Consider the following 24888-nt stretch of genomic DNA (forward strand, 5'->3'; position numbering starts at 1 on the left):
AAGGAGAAATCACACTAGAAGCTCCGCAACGTAATGTGCCAATCTTTGTCGATTCTCGAGTGTGATTTCTCCTTCGTCGAAATGACAAATAGGAGAGAATACTTTCTTATAATACCTCGTAGATCCCAGCACTTCCTTGCCCAGTCCCCACACACATCGAAACGATTCCGTATTTATTACCTCTGCGTTTCATTTCGTCGAATAACTGAACAGAAAGCTTAGCTCCAGTACATCCTAGAGGGTGACCTAAAGCAATTGCTCCACCGTTTACGTTTACGATTTCTGGATTAATGTTTAACTCACGAGTAACTGCTAAAGCTTGAGAAGCGAACGCTTCGTTTAATTCAATTAACTCGATATCGTTCAATGTTAAACCTGCTTGTTTTAGTGCTTTCGGAATTGCTTTTACAGGCCCGATACCCATAATTCTTGGCTCAACACCAGAAGAAGCAAAGTTTACCAAACGTGCGATTGGCTCAAGGTTTAATTCTTTAACCATTTCTTCGCTCATGATTAAAACAAAAGCAGCACCGTCGCTCATTTGAGAAGAGTTACCTGCAGTTACACTTCCGCCAGCAGCGAAAACCGGTTTTAAACCTGCTAAAGCCTCTTTAGAAGTTCCAGCTCTTGGACCTTCATCTTTGTTTACAACGTATGATTTAGTTTCTTTTTTACCATTTTCATTGATGAAAGTCTGCTCAACAGTAATTGGAACGATTTGTTTGTCAAATTTTCCTTCTGCCTGAGCTTTCAACGCTTTCATGTGAGAGTTGTAAGCAAACTCATCTTGATCTTCTCTAGAGATTTTGTATTGGTTCGCCACAGCTTCAGCAGTTAAACCCATTCCCCAGTAGTAATCTTCGTGACCTGCAGCAGCAACTTTATAATCCGGAGTTGGTTTGTAACCTCCCATCGGAATATAACTCATACTTTCTGCACCACCAGCGATGATACAATCTGCCATTCCTGATTGGATTTTAGCAGTCGCCATCCCGATAGTTTCTAATCCAGATGCACAGTAACGGTTTACTGTTACACCAGGAACGTCTTCAACTTTTAATCCCATTAAAGAGATCAAACGTCCAACGTTCAAACCTTGTTCCGCTTCCGGCATGGCATTTCCTACCATAACGTCATCGATACGTTTTTTGTCAAAATTAGGCAGTTCATCCATCATAAACTGAATGGTTTCAGCTGCTAATTCATCAGGTCTTTTAAATCTAAAAACACCTTTTGGAGCTTTTCCAACTGCTGTTCTATATGCTTTTACTATATATGCTGTTTTCATAAATGAGTGTATTTTGTATATTGTATATCGTATTTTTGTATACTGTAATTTGTAAAATGTTTATTTTGTATCTAAAGAAGCTTGAAGCTTAATGAGCATGTTCTGTATATGCTGGATTTCAGATTCTAAAAAATTAAAAACTTCTTGTTCCATATAACCGATATTTTTACAAATAATCAGTTGTGTTTCAAACTCAAAAGCAGATCCTAATGAAATTCCTAAAAAGTTATTAAAATCTTTTGGAGATTTTCGACCACATCCTTCAGCAATGTTTGATGGAATAGAAACTGCACATCTTCTTATTTGTGAGGTTAAACCATAAATCTCTTCCTTTGGAAATGTTTGAGATTTTAAGTAGGTATTAGTCACAAGTTCAATTGCTTTTTGCCAAACTTTCAATTCTTTAAAATAATTCATCTTTTACTTTTATAATGTATTACTGTATTTTGTAATAATGTAAAATATATCAAGTATTGACAGATGAAGACTGTAAATACAGTATACATTTTACAATATACAATCTAGTTACGAAGTGGTTTTCCTTTAGTCAACATGTATTGAATTCTTTCTAAAGTCTTACGCTCTGTACATAAACTCAAGAAAGCTTCACGTTCGATATCTAATAAATATTGTTCAGATACTAAAGTTGCTTCAGATAAATCACCACCAGCCATTACGTAAGCCAGTTTGTTGGCAATTTTCTTATCGTGCTCAGAAATGTATTTTCCAGCTTCCATTTGGTCAGTTCCAACTAAGAACATTCCCAAAGCTTGTTTTCCTAAAACTTTAATGTCATTTCTTCTGATTGGCTGTGTGTAACCAGCTTCTGCCATTAATAAAGCATGTTTTTTAGCTTCAGCGATCTGACGATCTTTGTTTACTACGATAATGTCTTTTCCGTGTTGTAAAAGTCCAGTGTCAAAAGCTTCATAACCAGAAGTTGAAACTTTAGCCATAGCGATTGTCAAGAAATATTCTTGAAGAACATTCAATTCCACATCATTTTTGCGGAATAAATCTGAAGCTCTTAAAGTCATTTCTTTAGAACCACCACCACCAGGAATAACTCCAACACCAAACTCAACTAATCCCATGTACGTTTCTGCAGCTGCCACAACTTTGTCAGCATGTAAGCTCATTTCGCATCCACCACCAAAAGTCATTCCGTGAGGAGCCACTACAACTGGAATAGAAGAGTAACGAACACGCATCATAGTGTCTTGGAACAATTTAATGGCCATATTCAATTCATCATATTCCTGCTCAACTGCCATCATGAAAATCATTCCGATATTGGCTCCAACAGAGAAATTCGCTGCTTGGTTACCAATAACTAAACCTTGGTGTTCTTTTTCTGCTAATTCAATTGCTTTATTGATTGCCGAAAGAACGTCACCACCAATAGTATTCATTTTAGATTGGAATTCTAAGTTTAAGATTCCGTCTCCTAAATCCTGAATAATTGCTCCACTATTGCTCCAAACTTTTTTGCTTTCGCGAATGTTGTTCAGAATAATAAATGAATCCTGTCCAGGAACTTTTACTTGTGATTTTGTTGGAATATCGTAGAAATAAGTAGCGCCTTCTTTTACTGTGTAAAAACTCTTGCTTCCAGAAGCTAACATGTCGTTTACCCATGCAGCAGGCTCTAAACCTTCTGCTTTCATGATTTCGATTCCTTTTTCAACACCAATGGCATCCCAGATTTCGAATGGACCATTTTCCCATCCAAAACCAGCTTTCATGGCGTCGTCAATTTTGTAGAATTCGTCTGTGATTTCAGGAACCCTGTTTGAAACGTAAGCAAACATTCCAGCGAAACTCTTACGGTAGAATTCACCCGCTTTATCCGTTCCTTTTACTAAAACTTTAAAACGATTGATTGGTTTATCGATAGTTTTAGTTAGTTCTAAAGTTGCAAAATTTGCTTTTTTTGCAGCGCGATATTCTAATGTATTTAAGTCTAAAGAAAGAATATCTTTATCTACTTTTTTGTAGAAACCTTGCCCAGTTTTGCTTCCTAACCAGTTATTCTCCATCATTTTGTTGATGAAATCAGGAAGTTTGAACAATTCGTGTTGTTCGTCGTTAGGGCAGTTTTCGTAAATACCGTTAGCAACGTGTACCAAAGTATCTAAACCAACAACGTCAACCGTACGGAAAGTAGCCGATTTTGGACGACCAATTACTGGTCCAGTCAATTTATCAACTTCTTCAATCGTTAATCCCATTTCTTTTACCAAGTGGAATAAACTTTGGATTCCGTAAATACCAATTCTGTTTCCAATAAACGCCGGAGTATCTTTAGCAACAACCGAAGTTTTTCCTAAGAATTTAGATCCGTAATCGTTTAAGAAATCCAATACTTCTTTTGAAGTTTTTGGACCAGGAATAATTTCAAATAATTTTAAGTAACGCGCAGGATTAAAAAAGTGAGTTCCGCAGAAATGCTGTTGGAAATCTTCGCTTCTTCCTTCACTCATAAAGTGAATTGGAATACCAGAAGTGTTTGAAGTAACTAAAGTTCCTGGTTTACGGAATTTGTCAATTTGTTCAAAAACCAATTTTTTGATATCTAAACGCTCTACAACAACTTCGATAATCCAGTCAACATTGGCAATTTTTGCCATATCATCTGTAGTATTTCCAGTAGTGATTCGGCTTGCGAATTTCTGACTGTAAATAGGAGATGGTTTTGATTTTAATGAATTCGCCAAATGGTCGTTTACCACACGGTTACGAACGGCTTTACTTTCAAGTGTTAATCCTTTTTTAGCTTCAGCTTCGGTCAGTTCACGCGGTACGATGTCCAGAAGTAAAACTTCGACACCAATGTTAGCAAAATGACAAGCTATACCTGAACCCATGATTCCGGATCCAATTACAGCAACTTTTTTAATTGTGCGTTTCATATTGTTATTATTTGTTTGTAGGAGAAAATAAATGCTTTTTAAAAACTATTTATTTTCTGTGTTTTCTGTTTGCTTCGCCAGTTCGCTGGCGCTCGTGTGATTAAATATGTTTTTATCCTGAATCAATTCGTTTATGATTTCAGAAACCTCGATAAAATGATTCAGCTTTTCTTCCGAAACATGTTTTCTAACGCTTTCATTAAACTTTAGAACTGTATTTTTAGATAAATCTCTTTTTTCTTTTCCAAATTCGGTCAGGTAGATTAAAACACCTCTTCCGTCACTAGGATTTTTTTTGCGAACAATTAAACCTTTTTCTTCCATAGATTTTAATGTTCTCGTCAAGCTTGTAGCTTCCATTCCCATTCTTGGCCCAAGAGCTGTTGATGGAGTTCCTTCTTCCTTATCCATACTTAAAAGAGCAAATCCCGTTGCCATTGTCGCATCGTATTTTGCAGCTTCTTCGTTATACATTCTTGAAACAGCTTGCCATGTCGCTCTTAAAATATAATCTATCGTTTTGTCTTTCATAGGTAACTATATCGATTTCAAATATAATTAAAAAATACTATGCACGCATATAATTTTTTAATAATTTTTTGGTTAGTTATAAAATATCCCTGATTTAGAGGGTTTTGGTTGTTTATTTTAAGTGTAATATACTATTCTTTTTTTAGATTTTAACATTTTAGATGCGGTAAAAATCCTTTTTTGGTTTTTAAAACGCATTTAATTCTGTATTCTTTAAAAAATTATGCATTTAATTCAGTTTTGTTTTCAGAATCATAACGCAAAAGTGCCTCTTGAAGTACCTTTTTCATACGATTTCTCAGACCTTCGGGCCTTAAAATTTCAAGACAGCTTCCAAAACCTAACAGAAGACGTTCCATTTCATAATTGGGTATTACATATATATGTATAATAACACTTCCGTCTTCATTTTGTTTAATTAATCGTTGAGAAGTATGCAAAGGTTTTGTGAGTACATAAGGCGCATTCGAAGCGTCAATCCACACTTCGATACATCGGGGCTGTAAACCCGAATTAACAGTTACGCCAATTACATCCTTATAATAGATATCGGCATCAAAATCTTCTTCTATATAAGGAAAGTTAAAATCGTAATCTATGGAAACAATCCTATCCAAAGCCAGATTAGTAATAGGCTGAGAAGCATTTTTCTTTCCAATTAAAAACCAGCGATTGTTGAATTCCTTAAGAATGTAAGGATGAAAAGAAAATCTACTTTCTTCTCTGGATTTAAAAGATTTATAAGTAATTATCAAAACCATCTTCTTGATAATCGCCTGATATATTTCATCCAGATAATGAAGTCCTTTTAGTTTCTCATTTTTATCCAGATAAATTACGGGTTTGGTATGCGACTTTTCGGCGTAGATTTTATCCTCCAATCGCTGTAGAATATCCGAAACATCATTAAATAAAGAGAAATCTTTAAACTGCTTCAACATCGAAACCGTTTCTGTCAAAACATTCATATCAGTTTCCGTCAGCGGAATATCGGTTATTGAAAAATCTTCGTCTTCATATTTATAATACTTTTTATCGTAAACCACGATTGGCGCATTATAACCGAGTTTTTCGCTTCGCATCAGCTGAATATCCATCTGAATGGTTCGTTTGCTGATTGGGTTCTGACGGCCTTCGTATTCAAATAAAGCTTCAGAACATTCTTCGATTAAATCTTCGAGCGTCCACTGCCGGTATTTATTCTGCAGACATTTGTCGATGGTTTTGTATCGGATTAAGGCATTTTTATTTTGTGACATAGTGATATGTTTTGCCGCAAAGGTGCAAAGACCCAAAGTTTTTTCGCAGCCTTCAGAGTTGTTTGAAAGACTGAAATTAAACTTTGATTTTTATACACCCTGTGAGATTTATAATAATAACTGGTGTTTACAAATTTGTTTTCTATGAATTGTAAAATTTGATTTTGTACTAAAATATTGATTTTATTATAATGCGCAATGGTACTGCGTACTAATTTTTCAAATCTTTTTTAAATGCGTATTTGTACTATTTTTTTGTGTAAAAAAAACGGCTACATTTACGCCCAATTTCATTTATTATTATATGAGGAAACTTTACTTACTGTCTTTCTGTTTTATTTTTTTTATAATCACTTCGGCACTTGCTTTTAATATCAAAAATGATGAAAATCTATCTTTTAAAGGCTATAACAGTACTGTTGCTCCTCCTACAGTTGATTTTACTTTTACTAATAACAGCAGCTGTTCCGGTACTCCGGTAACTTTTAATGCGACAGTAACCGGAGCCGCCCCTTTTACTTATAAATGGGAGTTTGGCGACGGAACCGTTTCAGAAGAAATAAATCCTAATCATAGCTTTACAGCGTTAGGCTGCGGGACTCAAAATTTTACGGTTAAGCTGACTGTTACAGATAAAAACGGTGAAGTTAAAACGGTAACCAAAACGGTAACTGTAAAACAAAAGCCGGATTTAAAATTTGTTGATTTAAATGCCTCGGGTTCTGCCAAACCTTTTGAACGATGCGGAGACAATAACTCCAATCCAAAGTATACGATAAGAGTAGGGAACAGTTCAGCATCTGTTTCCTGTATCACCTCTTATAATGTAGATTGGGGCGACGGAAGTTCTGAGACTAATGTTATTTTTCCGAAAAATCATGAGTATAAAAGTCTGGGATCTTTTAATATGGTGATTACAGCTTTAGGTACTAACTCCTGTAATAATTCGATTACCTATGTCGTTAAAAATTCCAACAATCCAATTGGGGCACTTATTGCACCCGGTAATACAACCAATTTTTGTACGCCGGTCCCGCCAATGGATTTTGCGATAGGTTCCTGGGGATTAAATCCATCAGACACCAACTATCAGGTAAATTATGGTGATGGTACATTTGAAACCTATACTCAGGCACAATTAGAAAGTTCTGTTTATTATAACAGTTTAAATCCGGGTGCCTCTCAGAATTTTCCAATTCCGCATACTTTTACCCGATTTAACTGTCCGTCAGGAAATACCGTGACTCTTACGATTACAACGTCCTGCGGAAGTACATATTTAACAGCAGGCCCTATTATTATTCTGGACGTCCCTGTTATAAGCTTTAATGTAAGCAGTATTGTATGTGCCAATACCTACACTCAGTTTAACAATACAACTATGGCGGGGTATACCAATGATTGCAGCACCTATAATGTATATACCTGGGATTTTGGAGACGGAACACCGGTTTCAAGAGAAGTAAATCCGGGGCATGTTTATACAAATCCGGGAACATATACGATAAAATTATCGGCTCAGACACCTTGCGGAATTGGCAGATCTACAACCAGAACTATTTGTGTGGAACCGGTTTTAGCACCAAGTTTTAAATATACGAAGGCCTGTGCGTCAGAAGATGTTCAGATAACCAATACTACTAATACCAGTTTAAGCTGCGGTACCGAAAGTTACTACTGGGAAATTGTGAATTATTATGAAGGCTTCTGCGGAAAAGGCAAAGGGCAGTATTATTTTGTAAACGGTCAGTTTTCTAAAGATCCGGTTATTAATTTTAGTAACCCGGGAACATACGAACTAAGGCTGAGAACCTTAAATTCCTGCGGCGTATACCAATATGCTTCACAATATATTGAGGTTAAAAAGAAACCGGTAATCAAATTAGATCCTATTTCTGATTTTTGTAAGTCGGCAACTATCAAACCGGTTGGTACAGTGGTAGAAACCTGTTCGCCAAGTTCCGAGATTACCTATTTATGGAGTTTTCCGGGAGGAACACCTTCAACCTCTACTTCGCTTAATCCCGGTTCGATAAATTATACCAAAACCGGAAATTATACCGCTACATTCAGTGTGACGAACAGCTGCGGAACAACGAGCGTATCAAGAAATTTTTCTGTAGATATGGTGCTTTCTCCTGTTATAACACCTAAAACAGCAAAAATCTGCAGCGGAAATTCATTTCAGATTACACCAGTCAGTAATGGTACTGATAATGTACCAGCCGGGACAACTTATGTATGGTCGGCTCCGGTAGTGTCTCCTGCAGGAGCAGTAAGCGGTGCTTTTGCCGAAACAACACCACGAACAAGTATAGGCCAGACTTTAACCAATCTTACTAATAATCGCGCAACGGTAACGTATACGGTTTCTCCAATTTCTAAAGTCTGCCCGGGACCTGATTTTACCATTACGGTAACGGTTGACCCTTTGATAAATGCAGTTGAAACTATTAAAAAATCTACTTGTTTTGGAGCCAATGACGGGGCGATTACTATTACAGTGGCAGGAGGTATTCCTTTTACAACAGGAGCTCCGTATACTTTTTCATGGACAGGGCCGGATGGTTTTACAAGTACCAGCCAGAACATTTCCAGTTTGAAGCCGGGTTATTATTATTTAACCATTGGAGACGATGGAAATTGCCCTTTCTCTAAATCATATTATGTGGCAGAACCGGGTAAATTTCAAATTTCAGGCGATTATAAACAAGATATAAGCTGCTTTGGTTTAAATGACGGTATCATTAATCTTACGATTTCGGGCGGCACAACTCCTTATACTTTTGTGTGGACTAAGGACGGAAATCCGTATACTGCTAATTCAGCAAACCTGAATAATCTGACTCCCGGAAAGTATGATGTAACAATTACGGAAACGAACAATTGTGATATACTTCACGCCAGTTTTACCATTACAGAACCACCTTTACTGGAAGTAAGTTTTGTAAGCAAAGTAGATATTTTGTGTTACGGATATTCGACAGGTGAAATTGATGTGGCTGTAAAAGGAGGAAGGGTAACCGAATATTCGCCGGGTGTTTACAGTTACCGTTTTTTTTGGAGAGGACCAAACGGTTTTACGAGTACTTCTCAAAATTTACGAAATGTTCCTGCCGGAACTTATGATTTAACAGTAAGTGATAATTCGGGCTGTATAGATAACCTGCAGGTTATTTTGCTTCAGAATGATGAAATAAAACTTGAATATACTAAAACGGAAATTGCCTGTTACAACTATTCAGACGCTTCGATCACAATTACCAGTATAACGGGCGGAGTGCCATTTACCACCGGAGATCCGTATATTATTAAGTGGAGCAATTTGGGAAGCGGACGGGTACAGAATAATTTATCGGCCGGAAGTTATACCATTTCTGTTACCGATGCTTTGGGCTGTCCAAAAGATTTTACGATTGTAATTGATAATGCCCCGATTTTTAGGATTGATCCCGATATCAAAAAAATATCCTGTCATGGCGAAAAAGATGCCCATATCCGTTTGAATCTGGTAGGAGGAAAAGCCCCGGTTTCTTTAGTGTGGGATGATGACGCCACAGCCGGAATCGAAAGAAATAATATTGGTCCGGGTAAATATTCAGTGACTATTACCGATGCAAAAGGATGTATCATAAAGGAAACTTTTATTATAGAAGATCCTTTATTACTGGAATTAAATGCCGATGTGGTGAATCCGCTCGACTGTCTGAATGCCAACACAGGGTCTATTAATCTCGTAGTGACAGGAGGGACACCGCCTTTTTCCTACGAATGGTCAAACGGAGCCCGAACAGAAGATTTAGACAATCTGATTCCTGGAAATTATACTGTAAAAGTGACAGATGCCCACAATTGTGCAAAATCTGAAACATGGAAAATCACCCGTTTCGAACAGTTAACCCCAACCATAGAAGTTGTAACAGACTTTAATTGTGATACCAAATATGTAAAACAGACTTTTATCGGACACGTAAAAGGAGGAATCCCGCCTTATACACTGAACTGGTCAGACGGCGAAGTTTCGGGAGCGAATAACGAAATTATGAATACCGACAATAACGGTCTGGTGATTTTTAGTGTAACAGATAGTTTTGGCTGTTCTGCCAATGTTTCCCATAATGTCGATACGCCGGTTTTAGGAACGGCTGATTTTTCTGTAAGTTCTTACGGAAAAGATATGTATGACCTGTATTCTATTTACGACCCGATTACTTTTACCAATATGGCGACAGGAACGTATACGCTTATTTCATGGGATTTTGGCGATGGCAATTTTTCTGATGAAGAAAATCCAAAACACATTTATACAAAAGTGGGGACTTATAATGTCAAACAAACGGTTACTTATCCTTTTGGGTGTCAGTATACCTATACCATGACATTAAAGGTAGAAAAAGGATACAGCCTTATTATGCCGAATGCGTTTACGCCAAATAATGACGGTTATAACGATACTTTCGTCCCTGTTTTTCTGGGGTTATCAGATATAACACTGGATGTTTTTGATACCTGGGGCGGAATCATTTATTCCGAAACCGGAACCAATATCAGGGGATGGAACGGAAAAGTAAAAGACATCGATGCCGAAAACGGGAATTACTACTATAAAATAACCTTAAAAACCTTTTACAATCATACCATAGTTGAAAAAGGCGCCTTTACATTAATTAAATAAGCAACCCAAATAACCAATGAGATTCAGACTATTTATTATAATTATTACAAGCTGCTTATTTTCTAAAGTACAGGCACAGGATCCTGTTTTTACGCAGTATTTTTTAGTACCCGAAACCTTAAATCCCGGATTCACCGGATTTATGGAAACGACTTATGCCGGAATTATTCACCGTGAACAATGGCCGGATTTGGATTTAAGGGTCGATACCGACTATGCTTTTGTAAATACGTGGAGTGATAAACTCAACAGCGGATTTGGGATCAGTTTTTTAAACCAGAGAGAGAACCTCACCAATTATAATTTTTCCCAGCTTAATGCCAGCTATGCTTACAGAGTAAGGTTAAACGACGACTGGTATCTGAGACCAGCCATTGAGGCCGGGTTTGGTTTAAAATCATTTGCTTTTCAGAATCTGCTGCTCGAAGACCAGATCAATATTCGAACCGGTGTTATCAATACCAGTTCTATGGACCCTTTACTACTCAACAGAAGAAGTACTTTTTTTGACGTTTCGGCGGGAATGGTTTTTAATAACGATGATGCGTGGATCGGGCTTTCTATGAAACATCTTAACAAACCTAATATTGCATTTAGTTCAGAAGGAAACGTACCGTTAAACACCTTTTTTTCGCTCAGTGCGGGTTATGAGTTTCTCGTTATCGATTATATAGATGTTTTACTGCTTCCTTACGAAACCAAGTTTTTTGTAACGTCGAATTATATGCAGCAGGGACGTTATAACCGACTTGACCTGGGGGCTTCTATATTGTTTGAAAAGATTTTCTTTGGAGCAACTGCGGTGACCAATCCGGCAAAAAACGGAATCAATGGCGATCTGCTGACTTCTGTAAACCTTTTTACAGGTCTGCAGTACCAGCATTTAAGATTTGGGCTTTCGTATGATTTAAATACCACCAAAATTGGGAAAACAGGAGGCGTTTACGAACTTTCTATGACGTATCAGTTTGATTTAAGCCGAAAATGTTTTGGCTGTCCTAATTATTCCGGGAAGTAACATTTAAATTTTTAGGGCGTGTCCCGCCGAAAAAGGCGGGCCGGGCTTTCCGTTTCAATCTTTTATTTTTTAAAGAAAAAAATAAAAGGATTTCCTCTTCAATCCCTCACGCAGACGGCTGCTGATATAAACTTGTCGGGTTTACAATATGCTTACAATAATAGCAAAATCTCTTTTTCAATATTAATTCTTGCTTTTTCTTCATACAAACCTCTGAATTCATTCGTCTGAAAAATAAAATCATTTTCCAGAAAATGCTGTAAAGCTTTCGCACGTCCGGGTTTGTACAAAAAATCAGGGTAAATGCGGTATTCTTTTCGAATTTGTTCGGAATAGGTTTTATAATCTTCCCAGTCACGGGCGAGAATTTTTAAATCAAAATCGATTAACCAGTTAATATCTTCATTTGTATGATGCAGATGCTGCTGCGTGGCGCAAATCGCATCATAAAGCAATTGTTTATTTAAACTGACATTTTCATGTAAAATAGATAAAGCATATTCAGCACTTTTGAGTTCGTTGTCTTTTTTGGAAGCCGAATACACTAAATCATGATAAAAAATAGAAAATAATATTTCGTTTGGGTTTTGAAGTTTATCGCGATAGACTTCAAAACTGGCAATCATTTCTTTTAAATGCGTGAGATTATGGTAATGTCTTGATTTTTTGGAATATGCCTTTTCTAAATCCAGCCAGTTTTGCTGAATTTCATTTGCTGAAAAGCCAATATTAGAAAGTAAATCAGAATAAATTTCCTTTAAATTCATCTTGTTTTTTACTCAAATTTAAAATTCTTTTTTTTCTGCGCAAAATAATTGCGTAGTGGTTTTGAAATCTTTGCTCAGGAAATAAAGACAAACGTTCACAGAAATATAAAAGAATAAAACAGGTCAAGTCTGAGTTACTTCGAAAACACTTTCCAATGTACACACTTACGCCATTACCTTTTTATTCATTATACAGGAAGCAGTAGCTCAACGGATAGAGCACCAGAGTATTAGTTTTAAAATTATCTAAAACGGTCAATTAAAACTTACTTCTTTCAGGGGTCTGGGGGTTATGGGTTCGAATCCCATCTGCTTTACAAAAATGGTTATATAAAAAACTTTATAAAAGAAGTTTTATTGCTGCGCAAAATAACTGCGCACTAGTTTTAAAATCTTTGTTCAGAAATAAAAAACAAACGTTCATAGAAATAAAAAAAAATAAAACAGGTCAAGTGTGAGTTACTTCGAAAACACTTTCCAATGTACACACTTACACCATTACCTTTTTATTTTATTATAATAAGAAGCAGTAGCTCAGAGGATAGAGCAGGTAGTTTTGAAATTATCAATCAAGGTCAATCAAAATTTACTTCTTACGCTTTTAACGTCCAGGTCGTGGGTTCGAATCCCATCTGCTTCACAATTAAAGGTCAATTAAAACTTACTTCTTTAGGTTCGATTCCTAACTCCCTCAGTGGGGGTTGATGGTTATAAAGTTTTAAAATTACCATTAATAAAAAAAACGAGGGTCAAAATTAGCTTACTTCCCGGGGAAACCCACAAACTTCCAATTTGAATCAGCTAATTCATTACACTCAATTTCAGGTCAAGTGTTTCTTACTTCAAAACTCTTTTAGGCAGAACTCAGAAACGCAATTATCTAAATTTTAAAAATTAAAAAAATGAAAACAAAAGAATTATTAAAAATCAGTTTACGTCAAAATGCTATTTTCATTCCGTCAGAAATGATTACAAACGACGTTAAAAATTTATCAGGAACAACTTCTGTTTTGTTAGCCAATGTTTCAAAACTTGGATTTACCTTTTCTGAATCATTGCTTCATGCTTTAAACAATGTAAACCCAAAATATAAAATCGAGGTTTTAGAAGTTTTGAGAGAAGTTTTAGGAACTGATAAAAACTGGACGCCATTGGTAAAAGAATGGAATATTCCAACCAATGAATCGGTTGTAGATCATATCATCACGTTTTTCGGAAATGTTTTCCAGACTAAAAACGGAACAACTTTACAATGTGGACATGTTATCCCAGATAATACTTTTCCATTAGAAAGATACAACGGTTGTCCGTTCTGCGGAACTTCGTTTGAATTTGGTAAACTGGAAAATATCGGACAAGGAAGCAAATTGAAAATGTTGGAATTATGGTCAGAAAAAGATTTAAATGATTTCTATATATCGTTATTGCAATCAAAAACCGCTTTAGACGCTACTCAGGTAGATAGTTTAAAAATGGCGATGCAATATTTGCCTTTGCCAAAAACAGAAGTAGCAATGAAGGAAACTTTAATGCTAGTGATCGATCTTTTGATTGAAAATGGTAAGGAAAATGAGGCTTCTCAGTTTTTGAAAACGCCAACAGATATCTTACGATATTTATGGTATAAAAACACAGGAATGCTTCAGATTATCGAGCCAAAAACGATTATCAAAAGAACATCAAAAAATGCACAGCATTTCCATAATGTTTTAGATGCAAGCGTTCAGGCGAGAATTGCATCTCAAAAAGATTTGAAACTAAAATATTCCCGAAAAGAATGTTTAATGGTAGCAAACTGGCTGAACAATATGGATATGGAGGTTGAAGCCATGTGCGAAACGATGCATCCAAAAAGAGGAATGTGGGTTCGTTTTATCCGTGCGTTGCGTTTGGCAGAATACAGCAAAAGAAAAGGGTTTGAGAAATTGAACTTTTTAATGGATGTATTCTACAACCAAGTCTACGACGTTTGGCAAAGCAAAGTGAACTCGTCAAGATTGAAATTTGATGCTGATAAGACATTTGCCTTATTGAAACAGCGTCCAGGATTATTTGCCCGTTCGTTATTTTCGAATATGCTTTGGTTTGGAGCGGAGGAGACTGTTTCTCATTTTGAAGAAATCATCGATAAAGTTCCGGCGCGATTGGTGTTTACATTGAATATGTATGCTCAAAATTACTTTGATAAAAACATACAGAGAAGTGTAAAACCTTTAGGAGGAACAAACAAACGAATCAATTCAAATCCGTTGTTGGGATTATACGAAGATTTTCAGTTGGAAGAAATGAAAAATCAAATCGAAAAACTATGTCTTTTGGCTATGAAAAAACGATTTGCTTCAGTTCCAAATACCAACAAAACAATCTATATCGATCCGCAGTTGTTTAATATTCCGGTTTCTATAGGGGACCGAAGTGAAACAATTCAGGATTTGCCGGTTGCTTTAATGGGAACACGTTTCCCGGTTGAAGGAAACGAAGTACGATTGTTTATGCAGTGGGGTAAAGATTTGCCAGCGCAGCATTTAGATATGGATTTGAGCTGTCATATTGCCTACGAAAACCATACAGATATTTGTTCTTTCAGCCGATTGACCACAACAGGTTGTCAGCATAGCGGTGATATCCGAAGCATTCCGAATAAAATTGGAACCGCCGAATATATCAACATCAACATCGATGAATTGGCGAAAGCCGGTGCTCAATTTGTGACCTTTACGTGCAACGCATACAGCAACGGAAGTATTACGCCAAATTTGGTTGTAGGATGGATGAACAGCAAATATCCGATGAAAATTTCGGAAAGAACAGGTGTAGCATACGATCCGTCGTGTGTGGATCATCAGGTTCGCGTGACGCAGAATGTGGCCAAAGGCTTGGTTTTTGGAGTGTTGGATGTAGCCAAAAGAGAAATCGTTTGGTTAGAGATGACTTTCGGAGGTCAGGTTGTAGGAGGTTTGGATTTCAAAGGAGTTCAGGCACTATTGGCAAAACTAAACAGCAAATTGAATATTGGTAGTTTGTTACAATTAAAAGCGGAAGCTCAAGGTTTAACAATCACCGAAAATGAAATTGCTGATGAAGTTTATACAGCGCAATGGGCGATGAACCCGGCTGCTGTGACACAGTTGTTGGTAGATTAAGTTGCAAAGGTTCATAGTAACAAAGTTGCAAAGGTTTTGTAGAGGCGCACTGCTGTGCGTCTCCGCAAAGATTGGTAAATTTAAATCTCGTAAAGTCGCAAAGTTTTTTGCCACAGATTATTAGAATTAAAAGGATTTTAAAAAATCTGCTTAAATCTGCCCAATCTGCGTGCGAATAAACTTTGCGACTCTGCGAGCAATTTGACTTCACTAATCAGATAAAAAATATCTACGCAAAATAACTGCGTACCAGATTAAAACCTTTACATTATCAAATAAAGATAATTAAACATGAAAACTGCTTTCCCTTATCCGTATTATATTTATGGTTCTGACGATTCTACAGATCAGGATGTAATCATTATTATTTCAAAAGAAGAAATGCCTGAAAAACAGGAAGACAGAAAAAATAAAGTATTGGCGCTTTTGAAAGAGTATGATCTGAATTGGAATGCAACTTTTGCTGTGATTGAAAACGGACGAATTTCGGATACTATTTACACCAAATCCTGGATTGATTCGCTTAATAATGCACTACTGGAAACGTATTCATTGCATGAACAGAAACATGAATTATTAGTAAAAGAAAAACAGATCAGAAATAAAACACTGGCTATTTATAAAGCTGTTCGTACTGTTTTGACGATGCTGACGAGAACGGAATACAGAACTCAGATCCGCCCAATTCTTAAAGGTATTCATGATTTTAATTTAAAACTGGAAGCTCTCAGGAATATAGACTTTGTTTCTATTTCAGAGTTTAATCAAAAGAACACAAACGATACTGATATCTGGAAAATTATTGCTTTTTACGTAGGACAAAATATTGCATTAATTGAAAGTGATATAGAAATATATACCAAGAAAAAATTGGTAAGTCATTTCAATAATTTGGAACCCTTTATTTATCGAAAAGCGATTGTAGGAAATGATACAATACTATTACAGACTTACATTAATCATTGGTTATCATTAATTCAGAATTTCGGAGAGTTTAGATCAGAAAATGGTTTTTTAACCTGTAATGATGAATGTATTGATATGTTAAATGAAAAGTTTTAAAATGAAAACAGCTGTTTATCAAATATTCGGATCTGAAAACTCACTTGATGTTGATTTAGTCTTTTTTGTTGAAAGAATGCCCGAAGCGATATTGGAAAAACTGACTTTGTCAAAAGAGTTAAGTGAATCAGTCGTTTCCATTTTTCCTGAAAAAGAACTAAACGCTAATCTTGCGGTTTGCAAAAACGGACATATAACAGAAGTTTATAAAGGGACAACTGATGAGTTGAACAATTCGCTGTTTTATACTTACCATTTTCACGAGCAGAAATACGAGAATCAAATCACGAAAGTTTTAGTACGGGATGTTGATCTGAAACTTTTAAGGAGTACTCGTATGATTTTGTCTTTTTTAAGCAAAACGGAGCATAGGATTTTAATTAAAAATGCTCTGAAAGGTAACTTAGAAGAAAAGATTCAGGCATTAGAAAAAATAGATCTCAATCAAATTTCGTCTTTTGGAAAAAATACGAATCATTTGGATGTTATAAAGTCAATTGCTTTTCAGTTAGGGCAGTGTATCGCGCTTCAGCAAGGAAAAGAACTGTATACTAAAAATCAAATTGCAGAATATTTTCCTGATTTGAAAAAATACCTTTTTAGAGAAGAAAATGTAAGCTTGTCCGATTTACAAATAAGACAGTCGCAATTTGCTGAATTACTAAAAACAAGAATCATCGATATGAAAAATACGTCTGAATATAAATATGAAGACGAAAATGATTTTGACAACATGAAATAATTGTTCATTCATTGAAAAATAAAATGGGAATAAACAAAAAAGGGAAACGGAATATAGTCGTAGATGCTAAAACCTATGTATGGTGGGTTTTTAACGAGTATGACCAAACTACTTTTGATGGAAATCAAGTGAAAATAGTAACAGAAAATCAGAATGTTTGTTTTAAATATGGATTAGAACAACGTGATGATAATAGAATACTAGCGTTAAGTTTTTATCATGATAAAGGAATAATCTATATAACATGTCCAAAGTTTGAGAACGATTCAGGAATAATTACACCTTCCGGAATTAGCGAATTAATAAAATGGGTCAGTATAAAATCAAAAGAAGATGCCTTCTGAAAAATAACGCATGGATATCATAAAACTATTCTTAATGAATCGGAGGCAGAGCTCTTGTATTTGAAAATTCTGGATGAAATAAATACACATCAATGACGCAGATTATACAGATTCGTTAAAGTGAAGACACGGATTATAACGGATTTTTTTTAAAATTCGTTAAAATAGTATAATGAAAAATCCGTTTCAATCTGCGCTTTTACGAAGTAAATCCGTTTTTATCTGTGTCATAAATGCGCTTTATTGCATTAGAATCATAAAATCTGATATCGAAATAAAATCTACGCAAAATAACTGCGCAGTTGCATTTGAATCTTTGTTTTAAAGATTAGAACTCATGAATACAACACTTTTAAAAGAGATGATTTCAAAAAATTATGTCAAGGTAAATAAACACCCTGAGCATGATTTGTATATTTATAATTATTCCCAAAGTGCACAGTTTGAAAGAGTCTGGAATGAAATCACCATAAACTGCCGGGGACTTATTTTAGACCAGGATTTAAATGTGGCGGCAAGGCCCTTTCCTAAGTTTTTTAATTTAGGCGAAATGGAAAATGAAATCCTTCCCGACACGTCTTTTGAAGTTTACGATAAAATGGACGGTTCATTAGGGATTTTATACTGGGTCGGCGACGTTCCTTTTATAGCGAGCCGGGGTTCTTTTTCAAGTAGACAGTCGGATAAAGCCAATGAAATGCTGCACGGGAAATACAAAAAATTGTGGCCGCTTTTAGAGCAGACTAAAACCTATATGTTTGAAATTATTTATCCAGAAAACCGGATAGTTTTAGATTACGGAAAATCAGAAGAACTGGTTTTACTGGCGGTGATTGATACCCAGTCGGGAGAAGAATTTCCACTGGAAGATATTGGTTTTCCAATTGTAGAGAAATTCGACGGAATAAAGGATATTGAAACTTTAAAAGAAACAGCAGCAGAAAACAAAGAAGGTTTTATCATTAAATATGCCAACAATTTTCGGGTAAAAATTAAATTTGAAGAGTATCTTCGTTTACACCGAATTATTACGCAGGTTTCAAATGTGAATATCTGGGAATATTTAAAGGAGAAACAATCCTTTGAAGAAATTCTGGAACGTGTTCCCGATGAATTTTTTGACTGGGTAAAGAAAACCAAAAATGATCTGGAAAATAAGTATCTGATAATCGAAAACAAATGTAAAAACGACTTTAAAGTTCTGGAAACACGAAAGGAAACGGCTTTTTATTTCCATACCTGCGAATATCCGAATGTATTGTTTGGAATGCTCGATGAAAGAGATTACTCAGAAACGATCTGGAAAATAATCCGTCCCGTGTTTGAAAAACCGTTTACCAGAACAGAAGAATAAATTTTAATTTAAACTGCGCAAAATAATTGCGTAGTGACAAAACTATATTTGTCAGACAAAACTAAAAGCCATGATTATAAAACTAAAATCAGCCAATATAAACTTTTTAGATATACTCCATAAAAATCCAAATACGGATCAGGGACTTTATTTAAAAGAATTGAAAAACGGAGTTGTAATTGGAAATGTAATTTCTGAGAACGAATACCACTGTGTTTTTCTGGACGGAAAAAACAGTTATCTTCCGGAAGAAGGCAACCAGATCGATTTTCAGAGTTACTGCAGCCCGTTATTGGCGCTCAATATTACAACAGAACTTTTTAATCATTTATATAAAGAAAATAAAAGCCTGGCAGAAACTATGATCGCCTGGCTGGGAAAAAGTTATGCAGAAGTAGATACTGAAAAATGTACGATTGAGATTCCAACCTTTTTTATCGATACCAACTGGTACAAAAACGGACGTTATCTTTTGTCAAAATACATCGATGGCATTTCGCTTACACCAAAAGTAGGAAACAATTACGAGTTAAAAATCGAAGGTAATACAGTATGGGAAGCCATGCAGAAGTTTTCGCTGGTAGCGTTGTTTTCTCATTTTACCAACAAATATGCGGTATATACTTTTATCGATGATTTTTTCATCCAAAAGCATATCACCATGCTTACCAATATTGCCGGGATTCCGTATTTCGTGTTTTATCTTTTTATCAAAAGGATTATGCGTTCCCCGGTTCAGTTTGAGAAATTTAAACCGCAGCTGGAAGCCTATTTTAGTAACGAAGTGAAGTTTTTGTTTACCGATACACACCAGTCCAGAAAAGAATTTATCTGTAGTAATATCAATTTTGATGAACCGGTTTTGGATTTTGGCTGTGGCGAACTGCAATACTTTAAACTGCTTCATAAAAGAGGGTTCAGACAAGAATACCTGGCCTATGATGAAGTAGACTTTAAACATATTGCAGATAAAATTACAGATTCGGATAATGTCGATAACCTACAGTGGGTTGAGAGCTTAGAAGAAATTAAAGCGTATAAAAACCAGATTATTTTAAGTGAAGTGATCGAGCATAATTCTTTCGAAGAAGCCAAAGCGTTGCTGATCTGGATTCGGGACAATACAAAATTTGAAAGGCTTTTTGTAACAACGCCCGACAAAGATTTTAATGTTAATTATGAACTGGCAGAAGAATTCAGACATGACGACCATGATTTTGAATTGTCGAATGCAGAGTTTCAAGAGTTGATCAATGAAATATTTCCAAACCCTAAAACATTTTATGGAGTAGGAGATTGTGTAAAAGGCGTTTATCCAACAAGTGCCGTAATCATTCAAAAAAAGTAGAAAATGTTAGATTATAGAGTAAGAAACAGAATAGAGTGGTTTTGTAAAAATAAGGTAAACGACTTTTCACCAACCATTTCTCCGGCTCCAAAAAGCAGGGAAAGAAACGAAATAGAAAGTATCGAGCAGGCCATCCATTATTACACAGAAAAAGGCGTAACCGAATTTGTGGTGCAAAAAAAATACATGGGTTCCTACTGTACGATTTATCTAAAAAGAAATATCGAAGAAACCTATTTTGTTTCCAGAAACGGTCATAAAATAGACCATATCGATCTCGAAAAAGCAATAAACAGTTTAAGAGAATTACATGCCAAAATGCTAACTGCTTTTCCGGAATTTGATACTCTTTTGATTGCTTCAGAACTGCTGCCATGGAAAGTATTGGGAGCCGGTTTGATTGAAAAGGAATTTACCGGATATTATGATGCCCTGAAAACACATAATGCGTATTTGAAGACATCAGGATTATTGGAAAAACTCGAGAGTGTTAAAAATTCAGAGCCATTTACAGCTTATGTTTCCGATAAAGAAGAGCTTTCAAAAAAAGAGTTTAACAGCAAACATAAAATGCATATTGTCCGTCAGTATGAAGCTTTGGCAAATACCAGAATACCGGATCTGGAAAAACAGGCCGAATCGCTAAACGTTTTTAAAAAACAGGTGGATACTTTTGGAAATGAAGGAGAGATTTATTTTAAACCTTTTACCATTTTGAAAATTGTAAATGTTTCAGGAGAAGAAATACTTCCAAACAGCAACCTGACGTATGAACTGGTTAATGATGATCCGTTTTTGCATGTTGAGATCACAACTTCCAATAAAGAAGAAAAACTGGCTGAGATGTATTCATTTTTCGAAAAGCTGACCAATGAGAATGAAGAAGGCATCATGATCAAACCGGTGCAGAATTACATTAAAGGTCTGCCGCCTTGTTTTAAAGTCAGAAACAACAATTATCTGACGATGATTTACGGAGTGAATTTTTATCAGGACTTTGAGTATTATTTGGGAAAAAGAAATATTAAACAAAAACTGGATCAGTCTATAAACGGCTGGGAAATCAACCAAAAAATGCTTCAGGTTCCCTATAAAGACCTCGAAGAAGAAAATTACCTGATGCGTTTGCTTGTATTGAAACGTATCAATAACGAAGAGATAGAAAAAACATTAGATCCAAGATTATAAAAATGAAAAAGATACCAACATTAACGATACTTATAGGTTGTCCGGCATCAGGGAAAAGTACTTTTGCAGAGTGGAAAGTGCGAACCGAGCCTAAAACAATGCGAATAAGCCGTGATGAAATAAGGTTTTCGCAGTTTCAGGAAGCCTTGGATCCGGCAGCAGAAAATATGATCTCAAAAATCGTCAACGGACAGATTAAAACCCTGTTGTCAAATGGATGGAATGTCATTCTGGATACCTGCAACGTAAAACCCGAATACATCAAACAGCCTATAACTGATTTTACCGAAATGGCCAATATCGAATTCAAAATGTTTGATTTACCGCTGGAAGAACTCTTTATCAGAAACTCCAAAAGAGACCGAAAAGTCCCGAAAAAGGTCATTGAAAACATGTATTACCAACTGCAGAAAACCAAAGAGAAATTTGATTTCAGTCCGATAAAAAAAATAGAGAAAAACCTCGAATACTGTGAACAGAACCCGGATCTGCCAAAAGCAATCATCTGTGACCTTGACGGAACACTCGCTCTAATGAACGGAAGAAATCCTTTTGATGCCAGTAAATGTGACGAAGACGAAATCAATAATCCGGTAGCAAATGTACTGAGAAATTACAAAAAGCTGGGATATCATATATTATTGGTTTCCGGAAGAGAAGACCGATATAAAGAACCAACTTTGCGATTCCTGGCTAAACATGAAATTGAGTACGATGAATTACTAATGCGTAAAACCAAAGACAGTAGAAAAGATTCGATCATAAAAACCGAAATCTATAACGAAGCCATAAAAGAGAAGTACTTTATAGAATTTGTTCTGGACGACAGAAACCAGGTTGTCGATACGTGGAGAAATGATTTGAAACTGCCGTGTTTCCAGGTATATTACGGAGATTTTTAGTGTTGAATTTTACCGCAAAGACGCAAAGATTTTACGCAAAGTTCTGTCCGCATTGTATGTCAGAAATGACAAACTTTGCGGTTACTTTGAGGTCAAATAATTTTTTCACGCTCCCAATAGCTATCAGGATTGCAGATTTCAGCAGATTAAATTAGATTTTTTTTAGAATAATCTGCGAGCATCTGCTTAAATCTGTTTAAAATTTGCGTGAAAAAAAACTTAGCGATTCTGCGCCTTTGCGAGATTAATAAAATAATAACCAACACAAAGAATAAAAAAAACTTTGTGTCTTAGTGCCTTCGTGGCAAAAACAAAAAAATAAAAGATTCAGAGAGAAAACTTAGAACCTTAGCGTTTTTCGTTTCTAGCTGTCAGCAAAAGAAAAAAAACTTAGCGATTCTGCGTCTTTGCGAGATTAATAAAATAATAACCAACACAAAGAATAAAAAAACTTTGTGTCTTAATGCCTTCGTGGCACAAAACAAAAAAAAGATTCAGAGAGAAAACTTAGTCCCGAAGTTTCGGGATAGTATCTCAGAATCTTAGCAACTTTTAAAAAAAAATGAAAACATACATAGACATAGGAATTAATTTAACCAATAAACAATTCCAAAACGACATAGACGACGTGGTACAGGACGCACTGGATGCCGATGTATCGCAAATGATTCTCACGGGAACCAGCGTTCGCAACAGCGAAGCCTCTTTAGAAATGGCAAAACAATATCCCGGAGTGCTGTATGCAACGGCCGGAATCCATCCGCATGATGCAAAAAGCTTTGACGAAAAAAGTATTGGCCGACTGCGGAATCTGTTAAAACAAAAACAAGTAGTTTCTGTTGGCGAATGCGGACTCGATTTCGATCGTGATTTCTCGCCCCGAAACAAACAAGAAGAATGTTACAAAGCTCAGCTTGAACTGGCGATTGAAGTTCAGAAACCGTTGTTTTTGCATGAAAGAGCCGCTTTTACAACTTTTATGAATGTTACCGAAAACTATCTGCCCCAATTGCCAAAGGCTGTAGTGCATTGTTTTACCGGAAACCTGCGTGAAGCCAAAATCTATCTCGATAACGGATTTTACCTGGGATTTACAGGAGCTATTTCAGATGTAAAACGTTTCAGTCATTTAAAAGAAGTCATTCAGTATGTACCGCTTGACCGGATGATGATCGAAACCGATGCACCTTTTATGCTTCCGAAAAATACACCAAACAGTTTCCTGAAAAAATATCACGAACGTCGATGTGAACCTGCTTTTCTGCCCTTCGTAGCCGAAACGATTGCGCAGTTTAAAGGAATTTCAGGAATAAAAATTGCCGAAGAAACCACCAAAAATGCCAAGGAATTTTTTGGGATTTAAGAAATAGAATTTGAATACCATGACAAATCTTAAAAATAGAGGAAAAGAAGCCAGTGATGATGCTTTGTTCGGAAACCCAAAAATGCAGATAAAAATACAGGAAGCTGTTATGGATATGCATTATTTCCTGAGCCGTGGTTACGGAGAAAAAGCAACACTTACGCTGGTAGGAAACCGTTACAGGTTAAACGCCAGACAGCAGCAGGCCGTAAGAGGAATGAGTGCTTCCCAAAGTCAGATTGAAAACAGAAAAGCAAAAGAAGTAACAGCTCAGGATTTACAGGGAAAAGAAATTGCGATTGATGGTTTTAATGCATTGATTCTGTTAGAAAGCGTTTTGTCTAAAGCCTATGTTTTTAAAGGATTGGACGGCTTTATAAGAGATTTGTCAAGTGTATACGGAACTTATAAAAAAGTAAAACAAACAGCACAGGCCATAGAACTAATTGCCGATTTTTACAAAAAAGAAAAAATAAAAACGGTGTACTGGTTATTTGACAAACCCGTCTCTAATAGTGGAAAACTGAAACAAATGATCGAAGAAATCGCATTGGAGAATCAGTACAACTGGAAAGTCGAACTGGTTAATAATCCTGATAAAGTGATAGCCGAAAGTGAGTATATTGCCGTGACATCAGATGCATGGATTCTGGACAACAGTAAAGCCTGCTTCAATTTAATTGAATATGTACTGCCGCAGCTGGATATAAACGAAACGATAATAGAATCCGGAATAGCATAATAAACCATATTGTTTCGCAGAAACAATCTGCAAAGCTGTTCCGTCAGGAACATTTCGTTGGTAGCATTGAAAATATCATGTTCGTCAGTTGTTCCGTCAGGAACATTTTGTCGGTATAATTCAAAATATCATGTTCGCCAATTGTTCCGTTAGGAACATTTCGTCGGTAGCATTGAAAATATCATGTTCGTCAGTTGTTCCGTCAGGAACATTTCGTTGGTAGCATTGAAAATATCATGTTCGTCAGTTG

18 protein-coding genes and 2 tRNA genes are annotated in these 24888 nt (G+C 36.0%); 14 read left to right on the plus strand and 6 right to left on the minus strand.

The features are described from left to right. Window positions 1–106: 106 nt before the first annotated feature. The 5 genes from ACODST_RS17260 to ACODST_RS17280 form a co-directional block, all read right to left on the minus strand. Window positions 107–1288, minus strand: coding sequence for a thiolase family protein (locus ACODST_RS17260; RefSeq protein WP_111366372.1), 1182 nt, complete (start codon window positions 1286–1288; stop codon window positions 107–109). A gap of 60 nt (window positions 1289–1348) precedes the next feature. Beyond that, window positions 1349–1705, minus strand: a complete 357-nt coding sequence (locus tag ACODST_RS17265; protein ID WP_109194398.1) for a four helix bundle protein — start codon at window positions 1703–1705, stop codon at window positions 1349–1351. Between the two features lie 104 nt (window positions 1706–1809). Beyond that, complete coding sequence (locus tag ACODST_RS17270) at window positions 1810–4200, minus strand: 3-hydroxyacyl-CoA dehydrogenase/enoyl-CoA hydratase family protein (RefSeq protein WP_488933348.1); 2391 nt, start codon at window positions 4198–4200, stop codon at window positions 1810–1812. A gap of 45 nt (window positions 4201–4245) precedes the next feature. Continuing rightward, window positions 4246–4731, minus strand: coding sequence for a MarR family winged helix-turn-helix transcriptional regulator (locus ACODST_RS17275; RefSeq protein WP_488933349.1), 486 nt, complete (start codon window positions 4729–4731; stop codon window positions 4246–4248). Window positions 4732–4952: 221 nt separating this feature from the next. Further along, on the minus strand, window positions 4953–5990 hold the full coding sequence (locus ACODST_RS17280; RefSeq protein ID WP_488933350.1) for a helix-turn-helix transcriptional regulator: 1038 nt from the start codon (window positions 5988–5990) through the stop codon (window positions 4953–4955). 304 nt (window positions 5991–6294) lie between these two features. On the opposite strand from ACODST_RS17280, the gene ACODST_RS17285 reads away from it, so the two are divergent. Together ACODST_RS17285 and ACODST_RS17290 are read left to right on the plus strand one after the other, a co-directional pair. Continuing rightward, window positions 6295–10665 (plus strand): PKD domain-containing protein, encoded by a 4371-nt coding sequence (locus ACODST_RS17285; RefSeq protein ID WP_488933351.1) that lies wholly within the window; start codon window positions 6295–6297, stop codon window positions 10663–10665. A gap of 16 nt (window positions 10666–10681) precedes the next feature. Then, a complete protein-coding gene (locus tag ACODST_RS17290) occupies window positions 10682–11683 on the plus strand; it encodes a PorP/SprF family type IX secretion system membrane protein (protein WP_488933352.1) in 1002 nt (333 codons plus the stop codon). Between the two features lie 152 nt (window positions 11684–11835). Here ACODST_RS17290 and ACODST_RS17295 read toward each other — a convergent pair whose 3' ends face one another. Next, a complete protein-coding gene (locus tag ACODST_RS17295; protein ID WP_488933353.1) occupies window positions 11836–12450 on the minus strand; it encodes an HD domain-containing protein in 615 nt (204 codons plus the stop codon). 196 nt (window positions 12451–12646) lie between these two features. Here ACODST_RS17295 and ACODST_RS17300 point away from each other — a divergent pair. From ACODST_RS17300 to ACODST_RS17355, 12 genes are all read left to right on the plus strand, one after another. Beyond that, window positions 12647–12767, plus strand: a tRNA-OTHER gene (locus ACODST_RS17300). 206 nt (window positions 12768–12973) lie between these two features. Beyond that, window positions 12974–13090 (plus strand) — tRNA-OTHER (locus tag ACODST_RS17305). A 262-nt stretch (window positions 13091–13352) separates the two neighbouring features. After that, window positions 13353–15593: a hypothetical protein gene (locus ACODST_RS17310; RefSeq protein WP_488933354.1), complete on the plus strand. Its 2241-nt coding sequence runs from the start codon at window positions 13353–13355 to the stop codon at window positions 15591–15593. Window positions 15594–15884: 291 nt separating this feature from the next. Further along, on the plus strand, window positions 15885–16655 hold the full coding sequence (locus ACODST_RS17315; RefSeq protein WP_488933355.1) for a hypothetical protein: 771 nt from the start codon (window positions 15885–15887) through the stop codon (window positions 16653–16655). Between the two features lies 1 nt (window position 16656). Next, on the plus strand, window positions 16657–17397 hold the full coding sequence (locus ACODST_RS17320) for a hypothetical protein (RefSeq protein ID WP_488933356.1): 741 nt from the start codon (window positions 16657–16659) through the stop codon (window positions 17395–17397). Between the two features lie 23 nt (window positions 17398–17420). Beyond that, window positions 17421–17741 carry a hypothetical protein gene (locus tag ACODST_RS17325; RefSeq protein WP_488933357.1) on the plus strand — a complete coding sequence of 107 codons (321 nt, stop codon included), beginning with the start codon at window positions 17421–17423 and terminating at the stop codon, window positions 17739–17741. 337 nt (window positions 17742–18078) lie between these two features. Then, the gene (locus ACODST_RS17330; protein WP_488933358.1) at window positions 18079–19095 is read left to right on the plus strand and encodes an RNA ligase; all 1017 of its coding nucleotides are present in this window, start codon (window positions 18079–18081) and stop codon (window positions 19093–19095) included. A gap of 70 nt (window positions 19096–19165) precedes the next feature. Then, on the plus strand, window positions 19166–20443 hold the full coding sequence (locus tag ACODST_RS17335; RefSeq protein ID WP_488933359.1) for a class I SAM-dependent methyltransferase: 1278 nt from the start codon (window positions 19166–19168) through the stop codon (window positions 20441–20443). A gap of 3 nt (window positions 20444–20446) precedes the next feature. Then, window positions 20447–21631 carry a DNA ligase-like domain-containing protein gene (locus tag ACODST_RS17340; RefSeq protein WP_488933360.1) on the plus strand — a complete coding sequence of 395 codons (1185 nt, stop codon included), beginning with the start codon at window positions 20447–20449 and terminating at the stop codon, window positions 21629–21631. 2 nt (window positions 21632–21633) lie between these two features. Further along, window positions 21634–22533, plus strand: a complete 900-nt coding sequence (locus ACODST_RS17345) for a phosphatase domain-containing protein (RefSeq protein WP_488933361.1) — start codon at window positions 21634–21636, stop codon at window positions 22531–22533. A gap of 562 nt (window positions 22534–23095) precedes the next feature. Further along, a complete protein-coding gene (locus ACODST_RS17350) occupies window positions 23096–23896 on the plus strand; it encodes a TatD family hydrolase (protein ID WP_488933362.1) in 801 nt (266 codons plus the stop codon). 19 nt (window positions 23897–23915) lie between these two features. Next, a complete protein-coding gene (locus tag ACODST_RS17355; protein WP_488933363.1) occupies window positions 23916–24638 on the plus strand; it encodes a DUF434 domain-containing protein in 723 nt (240 codons plus the stop codon). Window positions 24639–24888 lie beyond the last annotated feature (250 nt).

The sequence above is a fragment of the Flavobacterium sp. FG19 genome, assembly GCF_057809475.1.